General features: G+C 55.5%; 14 protein-coding genes. 4 read left to right on the forward strand and 10 right to left on the reverse strand.

All coding sequences use genetic code 11. The features are described from left to right. Positions 1-9 precede the first annotated feature (9 nt). From ACUTQW_RS22330 to rfaQ, 3 genes are read right to left on the reverse strand one after another with little or no spacing between them, the layout of a single operon-like run. Complete coding sequence (locus ACUTQW_RS22330) at positions 10-1,107, reverse strand: glycosyltransferase (protein ID WP_020439993.1); 1,098 nt, start codon at positions 1,105-1,107, stop codon at positions 10-12. Between the two features lie 2 nt (positions 1,108-1,109). Further along, positions 1,110-2,237, reverse strand: coding sequence for a glycosyltransferase family 4 protein (locus tag ACUTQW_RS22335; RefSeq protein ID WP_006328910.1), 1,128 nt, complete (start codon positions 2,235-2,237; stop codon positions 1,110-1,112). Beyond that, complete coding sequence (gene rfaQ / locus ACUTQW_RS22340; protein ID WP_006328909.1) at positions 2,234-3,316, reverse strand: putative lipopolysaccharide heptosyltransferase III; 1,083 nt, start codon at positions 3,314-3,316, stop codon at positions 2,234-2,236. The genes ACUTQW_RS22335 and rfaQ overlap by 4 nt, the downstream gene beginning before the upstream one ends. 212 nt (positions 3,317-3,528) lie before the next feature. Between rfaQ and ACUTQW_RS22345 the strand changes: the two genes are divergently transcribed. Both ACUTQW_RS22345 and ACUTQW_RS22350 read left to right on the forward strand, forming a co-directional pair. Beyond that, positions 3,529-4,485, forward strand: coding sequence for a polysaccharide deacetylase family protein (locus tag ACUTQW_RS22345; protein ID WP_006328908.1), 957 nt, complete (start codon positions 3,529-3,531; stop codon positions 4,483-4,485). Between the two features lies 1 nt (position 4,486). Continuing rightward, positions 4,487-5,578, forward strand: a complete 1,092-nt coding sequence (locus ACUTQW_RS22350) for a glycosyltransferase family 9 protein (protein ID WP_006328907.1) — start codon at positions 4,487-4,489, stop codon at positions 5,576-5,578. An 8-nt stretch (positions 5,579-5,586) separates the two neighbouring features. Here ACUTQW_RS22350 and ACUTQW_RS22355 read toward each other — a convergent pair whose 3' ends face one another. The 6 genes from ACUTQW_RS22355 to rfaD are packed head-to-tail and all read right to left on the reverse strand — an operon-like array spanning position 5,587 to position 11,969. Further along, positions 5,587-6,570: a glycosyltransferase gene (locus ACUTQW_RS22355; protein ID WP_020439991.1), complete on the reverse strand. Its 984-nt coding sequence runs from the start codon at positions 6,568-6,570 to the stop codon at positions 5,587-5,589. A gap of 5 nt (positions 6,571-6,575) precedes the next feature. Continuing rightward, entirely contained in the window at positions 6,576-7,811 is a 1,236-nt protein-coding gene (locus tag ACUTQW_RS22360; protein ID WP_006328905.1) for an O-antigen ligase family protein, read from the reverse strand. Between the two features lie 21 nt (positions 7,812-7,832). Beyond that, complete coding sequence (locus ACUTQW_RS22365) at positions 7,833-9,002, reverse strand: glycosyltransferase family 4 protein (protein ID WP_006328904.1); 1,170 nt, start codon at positions 9,000-9,002, stop codon at positions 7,833-7,835. Next, positions 9,002-9,964, reverse strand: a complete 963-nt coding sequence (rfaC, locus tag ACUTQW_RS22370) for a lipopolysaccharide heptosyltransferase RfaC (RefSeq protein ID WP_006328903.1) — start codon at positions 9,962-9,964, stop codon at positions 9,002-9,004. The genes ACUTQW_RS22365 and rfaC overlap by 1 nt, the downstream gene beginning before the upstream one ends. A gap of 6 nt (positions 9,965-9,970) precedes the next feature. Continuing rightward, on the reverse strand, positions 9,971-11,017 hold the full coding sequence (gene rfaF, locus ACUTQW_RS22375; protein WP_004953283.1) for an ADP-heptose--LPS heptosyltransferase RfaF: 1,047 nt from the start codon (positions 11,015-11,017) through the stop codon (positions 9,971-9,973). Positions 11,018-11,039: 22 nt separating this feature from the next. Then, complete coding sequence (gene rfaD, locus ACUTQW_RS22380) at positions 11,040-11,969, reverse strand: ADP-glyceromanno-heptose 6-epimerase (protein WP_004953280.1); 930 nt, start codon at positions 11,967-11,969, stop codon at positions 11,040-11,042. Between the two features lie 240 nt (positions 11,970-12,209). Between rfaD and kbl the strand changes: the two genes are divergently transcribed. Continuing rightward, the gene (kbl, locus tag ACUTQW_RS22385) at positions 12,210-13,406 is read left to right on the forward strand and encodes a glycine C-acetyltransferase (RefSeq protein WP_004953277.1); all 1,197 of its coding nucleotides are present in this window, start codon (positions 12,210-12,212) and stop codon (positions 13,404-13,406) included. Positions 13,407-13,415: 9 nt separating this feature from the next. Further along, complete coding sequence (gene tdh / locus ACUTQW_RS22390) at positions 13,416-14,441, forward strand: L-threonine 3-dehydrogenase (RefSeq protein ID WP_004953275.1); 1,026 nt, start codon at positions 13,416-13,418, stop codon at positions 14,439-14,441. A 34-nt stretch (positions 14,442-14,475) separates the two neighbouring features. On the opposite strand, the gene ACUTQW_RS22395 is transcribed toward tdh, so the two are convergent. Then, a complete protein-coding gene (locus ACUTQW_RS22395; RefSeq protein WP_041417675.1) occupies positions 14,476-15,441 on the reverse strand; it encodes a divergent polysaccharide deacetylase family protein in 966 nt (321 codons plus the stop codon).

Genomic DNA, 15,441 nt, shown 5'->3' on the forward strand with positions numbered 1-15,441 from the left:
TGCCCTTATTTATTTCTTGAGCGCCAAATAGCGCTGACAAATAGATTTCAGTCCATAGCTCAGCAACTGCTGGTGATTAATCTCCGGAGGTTGGGCATAAATTTTTGCCATTTTTTCCGCCAGCGATTTTTCATTGAGGTCTGCCAGTGCGTTATCCATTCCGGCTTTTTCCAGAATTTCCGCAGGCCCCCCTGGACAACGGGTGCTGACCACCGGCGTACCGCATAACAACGCTTCCACCAGCACATTGCCAAAGCCTTCGCTGTCGGAGCTGAGTACCAGCAGCGATGCGTGCCGAATAAAGGGATAAGGGTTGGCCTGGAAGCCGAGGAACAGTACGCGATCGGCGATGCCCAACTGATTGGCCAGCTGTTTCACTTCCCCTACGTTGGCTTCGCTGCCGGTGCCAATCAGTGCCAACGGCGCCTGTATGCCCGATTGCGCATAGGCTTTCAACAGGCGATCGTGCCGCTTGTGCGGATGAAAGCGCCCGACGTGCACCAGATATTCCTGACCCGCCAGTTCACAGGGTTCCGCCGCCTGTTGTTCGATGGCGGCAATATCAAACGGATTGTTGATGACTGCCAACCGGTTCGGGTGGATAGGCAGGTTTTGTTGCAGATCGTCACCGACGGCCTGTGAGACGGCGACGATATTCTGGCCCTGATAAACGTCGGCGATTTTCCGCTGTTTCAGCCAGCGATCCATGCCCTTGCGATGGCCGAGATAAGAAGTCGATAGCATGCCGTGGATGCAAAACCACAGGCGATCCGAGGAGAGCAGCTTGCTGCGGCTGACGATGCGATCGGTTTTATGCAGGTTCGAGAACACCAAATCATAGGCACCCTGCCGGCGTTCGTTATCGGCAATCACCCGATCCAGCGCGGTGGCGCGGCGTGACAGCTCGGTCAGTTTTCGCCAGGGGGTGCGGCTGTGATCCGCAACCACCTGATAATGAACGCCGGCCGGGATAGGGTAGTTACAGACGTCGCGAAGCGAAATCAGGCTGACGTCATTGCCCAGTTCCTGCATGCCCTGACACAGCGTCAGCACCACTTTTTCTGCGCCGCCGCCGGGCAGGCCATCGATAATCATCAAAATACGCATAGTTAATCCAGCAGCCGGTTATAAAGGGAGATCAACTGTTCCGACAGGTGCGCCGGGGTGGCAGACATGATACGCGCTCTCGCGGCTTCGCCCATGGCGGAGCCCAGTGCCTGGCGTGGCAATGCCTTGATCGCCGTGACGAGGGCGGGGACATCCAGAGCATCGGTAACGAAGCCGTTTTGCCCTTGAGCGATAAATTCCGCGCCGCCGCAGGTGGTGCTGGTGATGACCGGCAGACCGCAGGACATTGCCTCCAGAATCACGTTAGGGAACGGGTCGTACAGCGTTGGCAACAGCAGTGCATCGGCGGCCTGATAGAACGGCAGCGTCTGTTTTTGCACGCCCATAAACCGCACCCGATCGCTGCATCCTAGTGACTGTGCCAGCGCCTGATAGCGCTTTTCAGCCTTATCTTTACCGACGACCAGCAGATAACTGTCCGTGGCCGCGACGGCGCGGATGGCGGCGGCCAACCCTTTGCGCTCAAAGCCGGAGCCGACAAAAATCAGGCAGTGCGCCTGTTGAGGGATCTGGTGTTGCCGACGCAATTGCTGCCGCTGCTCGGCCGTGGCTGGCAGAAATTTTTGATTATCAATGGCGTTGTAGATCACCGTGATTTTATCGGCCGGGACCCCAAAGTCGTCGATGATTTCCTGTTTAATCATTTCCGCATTGCAGATGACCGCTTTCAGTTCCGGAGCGGCATACATCGCACGTTCCGCACACATTACGTAACGGTGATAGCGGTTGGAGAACAGCCATTTGCGGCGCCAGTCGGGCAGCAAACGCGCTCTTTGCAGCAACCAGCGGCGGTGAACACCATCGCCGGCGCGGTAAATATCGCAGCCGGGGATACGTTCGTGGCTCTGCACCAAATCAAATTTCTCTTTCTGCCACAGCGCTCTGGCGGCCTCGGCAAAACCGCGCTCACGGCTGATGCGCCCAAGCTTTATCGGATTGCACAAATGAATATGCCAGTCCGGATGGGTTTCACCCTGCCATTCGCGGGTGATAACGTTCAGATCGAGGTTCTGTTGCTCCAGTGCTTCCAGAGCGCGTGAGACGAAACGCTCGGCACCACCGTCCGGGCGGTATTTTTGACGAACGATCGCCAAACGAAATGCTTTCATGCTAGCCGGCTCCGCGCGGCTGCAATCACCGCGTCTGTAGGGATAAGGTCCAGGTAACGTTCATCGGTGCCGGTGTTGATGGCGTCCGGATCGGGTAAGGTGCCGAAGTCCCCGGCCCATATCACGCAGCCATTAACCTGCCATGGGCGCCAAAACACCAGCTTGGAAGGACCAAACAGCGCAATGCAGGGTGTTTGCAGCGCAGCGGCCATGTGCATGGGCACCGAGTCTACACCGATAAACAGTTTAGCGTGGTCGATCAGGGCGGCAAGCTGACGCAGCGTTAACTGGCCGGCCAGCGAAACGACTCCTTGCGGCGGGCAGAGCGCCAGAATGCGCTCCACCATTTCCCGCTCTTTTGTGTCCGGCCCGGAGGTGATCACCAACCGGTGACCGTCGGCCTGCAACGCGCTGACAGTGGCGGCCATTTTTTCTTCGCTCCAGCATTTGAAGAACCAGCGGGACGTAGGTTGTACCACGATATAATCGCCGGTAATGCCCTGCTGCCGTAACAACTGCTCGCAGGTCTGCCAGTCCTGCGGCGGATAGCTCATGATCACCTGCTGGCTGAGGGTCGGCAGACCGAGCGGCCGCAACAGGGACAGGTTCTGTTCAACGGTATGCAACCGCGCGTGATCGCTTACCGGCACCAAATGCGTGTGGCAATGACGCCATAAGAAGCCTCGCCGTTTGGGAAAATCGAAACCCAGCCGAATGCGCGCGCCGGTCAGGCGGGCGATAATGGCGCTGCGCCATTGATCGGCCAGATTGACTACCAGATCGTAACCTTGGCCTTTGAGCTGCCGGATCAGGTTAAGCTCGTGGCGCAGATGAGCTTTCGTACCCTGTTTTTTCCACTGGCGATCGATAACGAACACATTCGACAGCGCCGGGTGGCTGGCCAGCATATCCTGGGTTTCTTTATACAGCAGCACGTCGATCTGCGCCTGCGGATAGTTTTGCTGCAGGCTATTGATGACCGGTGTGACCAGCAACATGTCGCCATGGTGGCGAAGTTTAACGATCAGAATACGCTGTATCGAGGTATCAGGAGCTAGGGCTGGCGCGTCGTTCATCATGAGTCGCTTTCAGGGAAACCAATATTTGATTCTAAATGACCCGATCGCATGTGGCTACTGTTGCACGGTTTTCTTGCCGCGAAGTGAAAAAATAGCGCGAAGGAGAGACAAAAGGCCTTCAACGTTGTCCAAACCAGGCAGTAAAGTCGTTTGCCCTGGCGAAACGCCCTGCGTAACATATATGCATTCTGTTGATATCAGGCCCGATATTTATGACTAAACCGGCGTTTCTCATCACCATTGATACCGAAGGCGACAATCTGTGGCAAAACCACGATCGTATTTCGACCGAAAACACGCGCTTTTTGCCGCGCTTTCAGGCGTTGTGTGAGAAATATGGCTTCAAGCCGGTGTATCTTACCAACTATGAAATGGCGGTAGATGCCGAATACGTCGAGTTTGCCCGCGATGTGATTGCGCGCGGTACCGGGGAAGTAGGAATGCACCTGCACGCCTGGAACAGCCCGCCTCTGACGCCGTTGACCGACGATGACTGGCGGCACAAACCTTATCTGATCGAATACCCGGCCGAACAAATTCGCGCCAAGGTCGATCATATGACCAAGCTGCTGGAAGATGCCTTCCAGACCAAAATGCTCAGCCACCGCGCCGGGCGCTGGGCGTTTAACGAGTACTATGCGGCGTTGTTGCTGGAATATGGCTATCAGGTAGATTGCTCGGTCACGCCACGCGTCAACTGGCAATATTCGCCGGGCAACCCGCAAGGGAACGGCGGTACCGACTACCGGCACTTCCCGTCGCAAGCCTATTTTATCGATCCGGAAAATATCGCCGCAGCGGGAGCCTCAACGTTGTTGGAAGTGCCGATGAGCATCCAGTATAAGCATTCTGCGCTGATGAATACGCTCAAGCAGGGTTATGATCGGTTGCGTGGCAAGCAGCGTTCGCCGTCGGTAAACTGGTTGCGGCCAAGCGGCGGTAATCTGGAAAAAATGCAGCAGGTGGCCGAGCGTTGCCTGTTGCAGGGACATGACTACGTCGAGTTTATGCTGCACTCTTCCGAGTTTATGCCCGGCGGCAGCCCGACGTTTAAAACCGAGCAGGACATTGAAGTGTTGTATCGCGATTTAGAGCAGCTGTTCGCCTGGCTACAGCAGCGTACGGTGGGCATGACGCTGGCCGAATATTATCAACTTAAAGTGAACTGACATGTCGAAAAAATGGAAAATTAAGGTCGCGGATTGGTTTTTGCGACGTTATACCGCAAAGTCCGGCCGTTTCCAAGATAAGGCGACTTTCGACAGTCGGCTTCAGTTTGACAATATCGTCATCTATTCGACCACGGCGTTGGGTGATTTTATGTTCAACACCCCCGCGCTGCGGGCGATGCGGGAACGCTATCCCGATGCGCACATTACGCTGGTGGTGCACAAGAAGAATCAGGAACTGGTGGAGAACGGCCGCTACTACGATCGCGTGGTGTATTGGGACAGTAAAATCAAGAGTATGCGGCCGCTGCTGAAGTCACTGCGCGAGCATCAGCCGGATTTGGCGCTGATCCTGCATTCGCATCTGCCGTACGACATCATCAGCGCGGTATTATCCGGTGCGAAATATATTATCCGCGATAACTACAGCTCCGGGATTTGCGGGCTTGAACCTTGGCTAACCAATTATATCTTCCATTATTACGGTCATTTTATTCGCCGCAAGCTGGAGCTGATTTCAATTTTGGGTTGTCGCAGTGACGATCCCACCATGGAAATCCCTGCGCCTTATCAGCCGGGTATCAAAAGTAGCGAGCACTGTACTATTGGTTTTCAACTGGGCGCTTCTACCGAATCACGCTGCTGGCCGGTCTCGCATTTCGTCCGGCTGGCGGACGAACTGGTGGCCAAACACGGCAAGGTGCGTATTGTGCTGATTGGCGGCCCTTTTGATGAGGGGAAAGCGCAGCAGTTCCTGAGCCAGGTGAACCCTGAAACCCGGGCTTGCGTGGACAACCGGATTGGTAAAACGGGATTGCAGGCGCTGCTGACGCTGATCGACAGCTTCCATGTGCTGATCACCGGCGATACCGGGCCGCTGCATCTGGCGGTCGCGCTGAAAGTAAAAACCATCAGCCTGTTCGTCACGGCTGATTCACGTTCTACCGGGCCCATTCAGGATCCGGAGCTTCATCGGATTATTCAGGTTTCCCGCACCGGTTACACTATGCCGCTGGAAGCCGAAAGCCCGATGGGCGTGATCCAGCCGCAGCGTATTTATGCTGAGGTGGTGGAGCATCTGTCATTGAATTAAGCGTGTTTTTAGCGCGTTTTCAGTCGCCAGCGGATTTTTGACAACCAGGTATCGACCCGGGCGTAGCGCATTTGCCGGATTTTTTTTCGCGGTACGCCGCTGTTGCGGCATACCTCAGCCACGCGGTTGAAGGTGCGCAGCGCTTCCGGCTCATAATGGTAGTAGCCGTACAGCGCTTTCGACATGCTTTTCACTTCCGAGAAACAGTTGGCGAGCATTAAGGCCGCCAATTGTCGCAAGGGCTCATCATGCGGGTGCTGATCGATAAAACGCAGCGTTTTGCCGATGGCAAACAGCATATCTTCAATATCTTTGGCTTTGACGTTGCGGGTGATGCCCTGGCTGTTATCCCGATAGAAATAAAGCTCATGGTCGAGATGGGCGATTTTCCGGGTTTTGAAATACTGGAACGGCGTGAAGATAACGTCTTCATAGCGCCGGCCGTCTTCGAATGATTCCCCTTCCAACAGCGTACGCCGGTAGACCCGGCTCCAGAGATGCCACATCGAGCGGGCAAACAGCGGAGTGAGGCAGGACAGGCCCTGGTTGTCAAAATCATAAACGCTGCGGCGGGCGGTTGTCTGATGAGGCAGCACTGGCGGGGTATCGATAAACTTTTGATAATTAAAGTCGATCAGGTCATCTTCATCGGCCAGTAGCAACGGCCGCAGAATGGTCAGGTAGTCACCGCTCAGCAAATCGTCCCCGTCAAGGAAGGTAATGTAGCGCCCACGCGCGTGTTGCAGCCCGATATTCCGGGCACAGGCGATGCCGCCATTTTTCTGCGAGATAAAGGTCACATGCGGGTGCGGGAGCTCTGCCAACAACTGGCGTACCCGATCGGCGGAAGCGTCGGTTGAACCGTCGTCAATGATGACCACTTCAATATCATCGCCGATTTGGTCGAACAGTGAACTCAGGCTGGGGACAACGAAATCCTCATTATTGTAAAACGGCACAATAAAACTGAGCAGCGGCGGTGATGAGTTCATATCGTTCAATCCTGGGAAACCGGCATTTTCTTCATCGACAGCACGCTGGCTATTATCGCCAGGCAGAATATTGCCGTGCCTTCGGTGCTGAAGAAGATAACGTCGCTGAGTCCATAAACAAACAGGCTGAATGTCACCCCTAACAATAACGCATTACGGTGCGGCTTAAGAGAACTGACGAATAAACCAACGTAGAGCGCGAGTAAAAACAGCACACCCCAAACACCTTTGAGCGAGTAGGTTTCCAGCAGCTCGTTATGCAGATGCACATTGATATAAGGCATAACGCCGTACAGTTCAGGCTGCTTGGCAACTATAGCTTTGATTTCCTCTCCGCGCTGTTCCGCAGATTGTCCCAGCGGGGCCAGGTTTCCGGTACGCACGCCGATTATTTGCATTGTAAGGCGTGACATAATGGAATTGTCGATTTCTGGATTATTCGCTTGCTGCATGTTGGTTTTAAAATCGGCAATACGCTGTTCAATTTGCGGTTTAAAGATGAACCCGCAGGCAACCAACAATAAAGGTACCGAGGCTATCAACAGGATTTTGTGCTTATGGGAAATCAGGTTTTTCGTCGTCAGTATCGACAAGCCTACCGCGACCGGATAGACCAGCATCGCCGCCCGAGTACCTGTCAGCACCAGCGTAGAGAAGGTGACCAGAAAGCCGATGATATACAGTGGAATGCGGTATTTCGTTCGCAGCATCAGAATCGCCTGTAGCATGACCAGATTGATGGCGGTAATCAAATAGGCGGCAACGGTAGCGCGATCGAAGTTAATCTCTACGCGGCCAATATTCAGCCACAATCCCTGATAGAGGGAATAACCGTTAACCGCAATACCTGCCACCAACGCAATAACAATAAATACGCGTTGCATGCAAAGGCGTTCATTTAACGCAATCAGCAGAATAAAGGCGGTGGCGATCTGTAACTTGCCCGTCGACATGTATGAGCGGTAAATATTGATGTACTCGCCCGGTTGTTTGAAGTGCTGCAACCAGAAAATGCTCCCCATGCCTACGCAGAAAAACAGAACGGGCACGATAAGGTTTCTTTTATTTTTAAAGTAATACTTCAGGTTTAAGCAAACGGCGATAAATGAGATATAACTGGAAATATAAAACAGATTGCGCCCGGTGGCGGAGCCAAAGGGGATAGTGCAAAAAGCGATAGCGCATCCCAAATAAATAAGATAGCTGAAGGCGGGATGTGGAGTTGTTTCTTTTAGCAGCATGGGCTGGGTTTCCTGCTCATATTACGTTTGGGTAATAAATGATTTCAGCGAATCATCAAACTCGGTCTTGAACATAGCGTAGCTAAAATGTTCGACGGGGTAACGCTGCGCATTTCGGCTCATGGTTTGGTAGGTTTCGGGCACCATCAGCCTTTCGACCGCATCCGCGCATTCCAGATGCGACAGCAGCTTTGGCACCACCAGGGCATCGGTAGCCGGATCGTAAACATCGTGAGGGAAATCCACCTTGATGCCGGTCAGCCGGCGATGTTCTTCGATTGTCACTGCAGGCGTCAGCCCAATACCGCACTGCCCGTCCTTGATCACTTCAGGCTGGCCGTCCACCTGCGGGAAGATCACCGGTACGCCAAAATAAAGCGATTCCATGCAGGATAAGCCGAAGGGTTCGGTAATCGGCGTGCTCATATAGATATGGGTACGGTTGAAAAAGTCGGCCACGTTATCCTGAAAGCCGCTGAAAGTGACCCGATCGCCCAGTTCGAGTTTTTCTGCCAGTGCTTCAAACGCCGCCCGATCCGGCCCCTTGCCGGCGATTTCCAGGGTGACATCATGCCCGCGGCGCAGCAACTCCTGCAGCGTCAGCAATGAAACGCTGATGCCTTTCAGGCTCACCAGGCGAGACGCCGTACCTATCCTCACCGGCCGGCTAAGTGGTTTCAAACTATCATGGATACCGATAGGGGTTTTAAGCCGGTTAATCACCACGTGATTGGGACAGGGCAGGTTAAACCGTAGCGCCATCACCCGCTTTGAGGCGTAAGACGCAGAGATGCAGCCGTCCAGCATGGCGAGAAATCGTAATGTCTTCGGGTTTTTCGGATAGCGCCAAGAGCAGCCATGATCGTAATAAACCAGTTTGCCGCGTTTAGGCTTCGCTGCCAGGCCGGGCACAAGATCCCAGACAATCACTATGTCGGCGTTGGCTTTCTCGATTTTTCTTTTCAGCAGGTATTTGCGCAAGAATTGCGGGCAACGCAGCGGGAACGCGTTAATCAACCTGTTGGCAAAGGTGATCTTCTGGTCAGGCATTTGCCGACGGATTTCTTCACCGACCTCACCGCTGATGCAAATGACTTCGTTGCTGCCATCGGTCGTGTCGTTGATATACTGCAGGAACAGACGTTCGACACCACCCATTTTCCCTAAATTGATAATGTGCAGTTTTTTCATCAAATAACCTTTTGCAATTCTGCCCAGACTGCGTCAGCGCTGAGCGTCGCCATGCTTTTTTCCGGAGAAATCAGGGAATGCTGATTTTGCCCATAGCCGCCGATCAATCCCGGATCGGTCGGGCCGAACAGCGTGATATTAGGCCTGTCGAGCGCAGCGGTCAGATGGCTGAGACCGGTATCGACCGAGACCACGCCTTTCGCGCCAGCCAGCACCTCGGCGACCTGCTGCAGGCTGAGTTTTGGCAGCACCTCGACGTGCGGGAAGCCTTCCGCCAAACGCAGCGCGCGCAGGCGTTCGTGTTCCGCACCCCATGGCAATTTGATCTTCAGCCCGCTTGGCGCCATCAGCCCAATCAATTCCCGCCAGTGCGACTCAGGCCAATGTTTCTCATCGCGGGTCGTGGCGTGCAAAAACACCAGGTATTGTCCGGCGTCGGCCGGCAGGTGGCTGAGAAAGCGCGCCGCAATGGCGTAATCGCCGTAGCTTTCCGGCTTAGCATAGCCCAGGCTTTTGGCGAACAGTTCGCGGGTACGCTCCACGGCGTGCTGCTGCTTGTCGATGTCATGACGGTGGTTATAGAACCAGCTGGCGAAGGGTTCGCGGGCACTCTTGGCATCCTGGCCGTGTTTGTTGCCTTTGGCGATGCGGGTGATCAGTGCGGCGCTTTTGATTAGCCCCTGGGCGTCGATCACCGCGTCGTAGGTGCGCTCCTGCACCAGGCGTTTAAAATCGCAGCGTTCCTGGCGCGTCTCGCTGCCAAACCAGTTTTTGCGCCAGCGGCGGATCGCCACCGGGATCACGCGGTCTACCGCAGGATGCCAGGTGGGGATCTGGCTGAAACCTTCCTCCACCACCCAGTCGAAGCGAATGCCGGGAATGGCCTGCATGGCGTCGGTCAACGCCGGTAGCGTATGGAGTACGTCTCCCATCGAGGAGGTTTTTACAATCAACACCTGCATGCTTACTTATTCCTCGCTGGCGGCAAGTAACGGCGTCAGCGCGTCCAACACCTGCTGTGGCTGAATATCGATCAGGCTCTGATGGTAACCCTGATCGGCATCGCCTTTGCGTATCTTATGGTAACCACTGATTAAGCGGATCACTTTGGCTTTATCGGACAGCGGCGGCGTGAAATCCGGGCTGCTTGGGCCGTACAATGCTATCAGCGGTTTGTTCAATGCCGCTGCAACGTGCATCAGGCCTGAGTCGTTGCTGACCACGGCCTGGCAGGACGCCAGCAGGATCACGGCCTGCTCCAACTGAGTTTCCCCGGCCAGATTCATGCAAAATCCTCGGGCGTCGTCATCCAGCGTCGCGCGGATTTGTTCGCCCGCTTCGTGATCCTTGGCCGAGCCGAACAGCGCGATTTGATAACCTTGATCGATCAGCATCTGCGCCAACTGGGCGTAGTGGTAGTGCGGCCAGCGTTTGGCCGGGCCAAATTCGGCCCCTGGGCAGAAACCGATAATCGGCCGGTGATCTGTCAGGTTGAAGGCCGCGGTGGTTTCGGCAATTTCTTCGTCGCTTACCTGCAACTGCGGCCACAGCAGCGGTTGCGGCAGATCTTCGGCGCGCTGAATGCGTTGCTTGTCGTAAGCCAGCGCCACATAGCGCTGTACCATCAATGGAAAGGCGGCTTTGTCCAGGACGCGGATATCATTGAGCAGACCGTAGCGCATTTCGCCACGCCAACCGGTCCGCTGCGGCACCTGGGCGAAGAACGGCACCAACGCGGATTTGAACGAGTTGGGCAGCACGTAAGCGCGATCGTAGCCGTTGGCGCGCAGGGCGCGCCCCAAGCGCCGGCGTTCACCGAGCGCCAGCGCGCCGTGGCCTAACGGCATCGACAGAGCCTGATTGACCTCCGGCATACGCGCCAGCAACGGACGGCACCAGGCAGGCGCCATCACGTCAATTTCCGCTGTCGGGTGCTCGGCCTTCAGGGTGCGGTAGAGACTTTGCGACATCATCATATCGCCAACCCACGAAGGGCCGATAACCAGTATTTTCATACCCTGAATGATTTCCTTCAGCTTAAGCGGTGCGGTTCAACCAGGCCATGTACTCTTTCACGCCTTCGGCGACCGTTTTGAACGGCGCGTCATAGCCGGCAGCGCGCAACTTGGTCAGGTCGGCCTGGGTAAACGCCTGGTAGCGACCTTTGAGTTTTTCCGGGAACGGGATGTTTTCCACCGCGCCTTTCTGGTGGAAATCGACCACCGCGTCGGCCACCGCCTGGAAGGTTTCCGCACGGCCGGTGCCGCAGTTGAAAATGCCGGACACGCCGCTTTTCCAGAACCACAGGTTTACCGCGGCGACGTCGCCGACGTAGATAAAGTCACGCTTGAAGTCCTGGCTGCCGTCGAACAGTTTCGGGTTCTCGCCGCGGTTGATCTGGCTGTTCAGGTGGAATGCAACGCTGGCCATGCTGCCTTTGTGGCCTTCGCGCGGGCCATAAACGTTGAAGTAACGGAAGCCGCAGATCTGTGAATCCGCCTCAGGCAGAATTTCACGTACGTACTGATCGAACAGGAATTTGGAGTAACCGTACACGTTCAGCGGCTCTTCAAACTGGCGCTCTTCGATAAATTCTTCACGGCCGCCGTAGGTGGCTGCCGATGAGGCGTACAGGAACGGGATTTCGCGATCCAGGCAATAATGCAGCAGGTCTTTGGAGTACTGATAGTTGTTGTCCATCATGTACTTGCCATCCCACTCGGTGGTGGATGAACAGGCACCTTCATGGAATACCGCGTCGATTTCACCCAGATCGTCACCGGCCACGATGTTGGCGATAAAATCTTCTTTATCGATATAGTCGGCGATATCCAGATCGACCAGGTTGGCGAATTTGGTGCCGTCTTTCAGGTTATCTACCACCAGGATATCGCGATACCCTGTGTCATTCAGCGCCTTAATGATATTGCTGCCGATCATGCCGGCGCCACCAGTAACGATAATCATTGGGTTACCCCTATTATTCTGCCCGGTGGGACAGGGTGCCCCACGCTCAATGCCGCTTATAATAGCATTTCATGCCGCCGCAAACATCGGACGGGCTCCGAATATCCCGCGATGTCGAGCATCAAAGCACTTTGCCGTGATATCTGCTGCAATTTTCATATTCTCTCCTGTGTATTGTCGTCAGTTTGGTTACAAATCAGTAAAATATGTGGAAAACAGACCCATCCTGGAGATAACCGAATGTCCGCGTCTTTTTATCAGCAGTTGGAACAACAGCTTGCAACCGCCCGTAGCGAAGGGTTGTTCAAGGAAGAGCGCATTATCACCACCGCTCAGCAGGCTGATATCGCCGTTGCCGACGGCCGCCATGTCATCAACTTCTGCGCCAACAACTACCTTGGCCTGGCCAACCATCCGGCGATGATCGCGGCGGCCAAGGCCGGTATGGACAGCCACGGTTTCGGCATGGCGTCGGTGCGCTTTATTTGCGGCACCCAGGACAGCCATAAGCAGCTGGAGCGGAAATTGGCCGATTTTCTCGGTATGGAAGACGCCATCTTGTATTCCTCTTGCTTCGATGCCAACGGCGGGCTGTTCGAAACGCTGCTTGGGCCGGAAGACGCGATTATCTCCGACACGCTGAACCACGCGTCGATCATCGACGGCGTGCGTTTGTGCAAGGCGAAGCGTTACCGCTATGCCAATAACGACATGAACGAGTTGGCTGCGCAGCTGAAACAGGCCAAGGCCGATGGCGCGCGCCACATCATGATCGCAACCGACGGCGTGTTCTCCATGGACGGCGTGATCGCTAACCTGAAAGGGGTATGCGACCTGGCGGACCAGTATCAGGCGCTGGTGATGGTGGATGATTCCCATGCGGTAGGTTTCGTTGGCGCCAATGGGCGCGGCACCCATGAGTATTGCGACGTGATGGGCCGCGTCGACATCATTACCGGTACGCTGGGCAAAGCGCTGGGCGGCGCGTCCGGCGGCTATACTGCGGCGAAAAAAGAGGTGGTGGAGTGGTTGCGCCAGCGTTCGCGGCCTTATCTGTTCTCCAACTCGCTGGCGCCGGCGATTGTCGCCGCTTCGATCAAAGTGCTGGAACTGCTGGAGCAGGGCGATGCGCTGCGCGATCGTCTGTGGGCCAATGCGAGCCTGTTCCGCGAAAAAATGACCGCGGCGGGCTTTGAGTTGGCCGGGGCCGATCACGCCATCATCCCGGTGATGTTGGGTGAAGCAAAGCTGGCGCAGGAGTTCGCCAACGCGCTGCTCAAGGAAGGCATTTATGTGACCGGTTTCTTCTATCCGGTGGTGCCGAAAGGCCAGGCGCGCATCCGTACCCAGATGTCTGCTGACCACACCCCGGAGCAAATTGAGCGTGCAGTTGCGGCGTTCATTCGTATCGGTAAGGATCTTGGCGTTATTGCATAAGGTAAAACCATGAAAGCATTGTCAAAACTGAAAGCGGAAGAAGGGATTTGGATGACGGATGTGCCTCAGCCTGAGCTGGGCCATAACGACATCATGATTAAAATCCGTAAAACCGCGATCTGCGGTACCGATGTTCATATTTATAACTGGGATGAATGGTCGCAGAAAACCATCCCGGTACCTATGGTGGTCGGCCACGAGTACGTGGGTGAAGTGGTTGCCATGGGTCAGGAAGTTAAAGGGTTTAACGTCGGGGACCGCGTTTCCGGCGAAGGCCATATCACCTGTGGCCACTGCCGTAACTGCCGTGGCGGCCGCACCCATCTGTGCCGCAACACCATTGGCGTGGGCGTGAACCGTCCGGGTTCCTTTGCCGAATACCTGGTGATCCCGGCGTTTAACGCTTTCAAGATCCCGGACAATATTTCCGATGAGCTGGCGTCAATCTTCGACCCGTTCGGCAACGCGGTTCATACGGCGCTGTCGTTTGATCTGGTTGGCGAAGACGTGTTGGTTTCCGGTGCCGGCCCGATAGGCATTATGGCCGCTGCGGTGTGCAAGCACGTTGGTGCCCGCCACGTAGTGATCACCGACGTTAACGAATACCGGCTGGAACTGGCGCGTAAAATGGGCGTGACCCGTGCGGTGAACGTCAGCAAAGAAAACCTGAACGACGTGATGGCCGAACTGGGCATGACCGAAGGGTTCGACGTGGGGCTGGAAATGTCCGGCGCACCACCGGCGTTCCGTACGCTGCTGAATGCGATGAACCACGGTGGCCGCATCGCCATGCTGGGTATTCCACCGTCGGATATGTCGATCGACTGGAATCAGGTGATCTTCAAAGGGCTGTTTATCAAAGGGATTTATGGCCGTGAGATGTTTGAGACCTGGTATAAGATGGCGGCGCTGATTCAGTCTGGCCTGGATCTGACACCTATCATCACCCACCGTTTCTCGATCGATGAGTTCCAGCAGGGCTTTGATGCCATGCGCTCCGGGCAGTCCGGAAAAGTGGTTTTGAGCTGGGATTGACAGTAAAAAGGGCCGGAAGATTCCGGCCCTGATTTTATGCTTTCGGTTTGTCTGGCGCTGAGTCGACCCAGCGATGCCACTGGCGCTTGATAAACTCTGCCGCCGGCGACTGTGTCACGCTTTCGCCGATCACGCTTATCGCCTTGCCTGCGTTGACTTTTTCCTTCGGCAACTTGACCTTGCACTGCTTTATACCGCCGGTGAACGGGTTCTTCGGCTGCGGTTTCTGCGGCTTGACCGGCGCTGGAACGTAACTGCCGCCGCCGCTGTTACTCTGCGGTTCATTCAGCAGCGAACTGGGTTTCACCAGCACGATATCGGCCGGCAACGTCGGCAGCATTTGCTGCAGCACCTTTACCGTCGCCGGACGTGGATGACCAATCGCGATGGCGGAACCGTTGCGCCGTGCCAGATCGACCGCACGGTTAAACTGGCGGCGAATATCGGCCTCGTTGGCGGTATCGTCCAGAAACACTTTACGCTTGATGACCTTCACCCCGGTGCCTGCAGCGGCACGGGTGGCCTGGCTATTGCCAATGGTCATGCTATCGAGAAAGTACAGGCGGTAACTTTCGAGCGCCTGCATGACTTTCTGCATGCCCGGCAGGCTGGAGGTCATGGCGCTGCCCATGTGGTTGTTCATTCCCACCGCGTAAGGCACGTTATTCACCGCATTGCGGATGATGCGCTGGATCTCTTCACTGCTCATGGAAGGCTGCAGCGTATCGCGCTCCAACGGCTGTTTGCTGAGCGGGGCCATTGGCATGTGAATCAACACTTCACGGCCCTGGCTGTGGGCGCGGGTGGCCATTAGACGGGCGTGAGGGGCATTGGGCAGCACGGCAACGGAGATCGCCGTCGGCATTTGCAGCACGGCGCCTTCCTCGTGCGGCCGATAACCCACGTCATCGATAACGATGGACAACTTCCCCGCCTGCGCGGCGCAAACCTGCAACAGACAGCCAATCAATACGACAGTACGGGTTTTGATATAGCGCAA

The organism is Serratia sp. TSA_7, assembly GCF_052692135.1.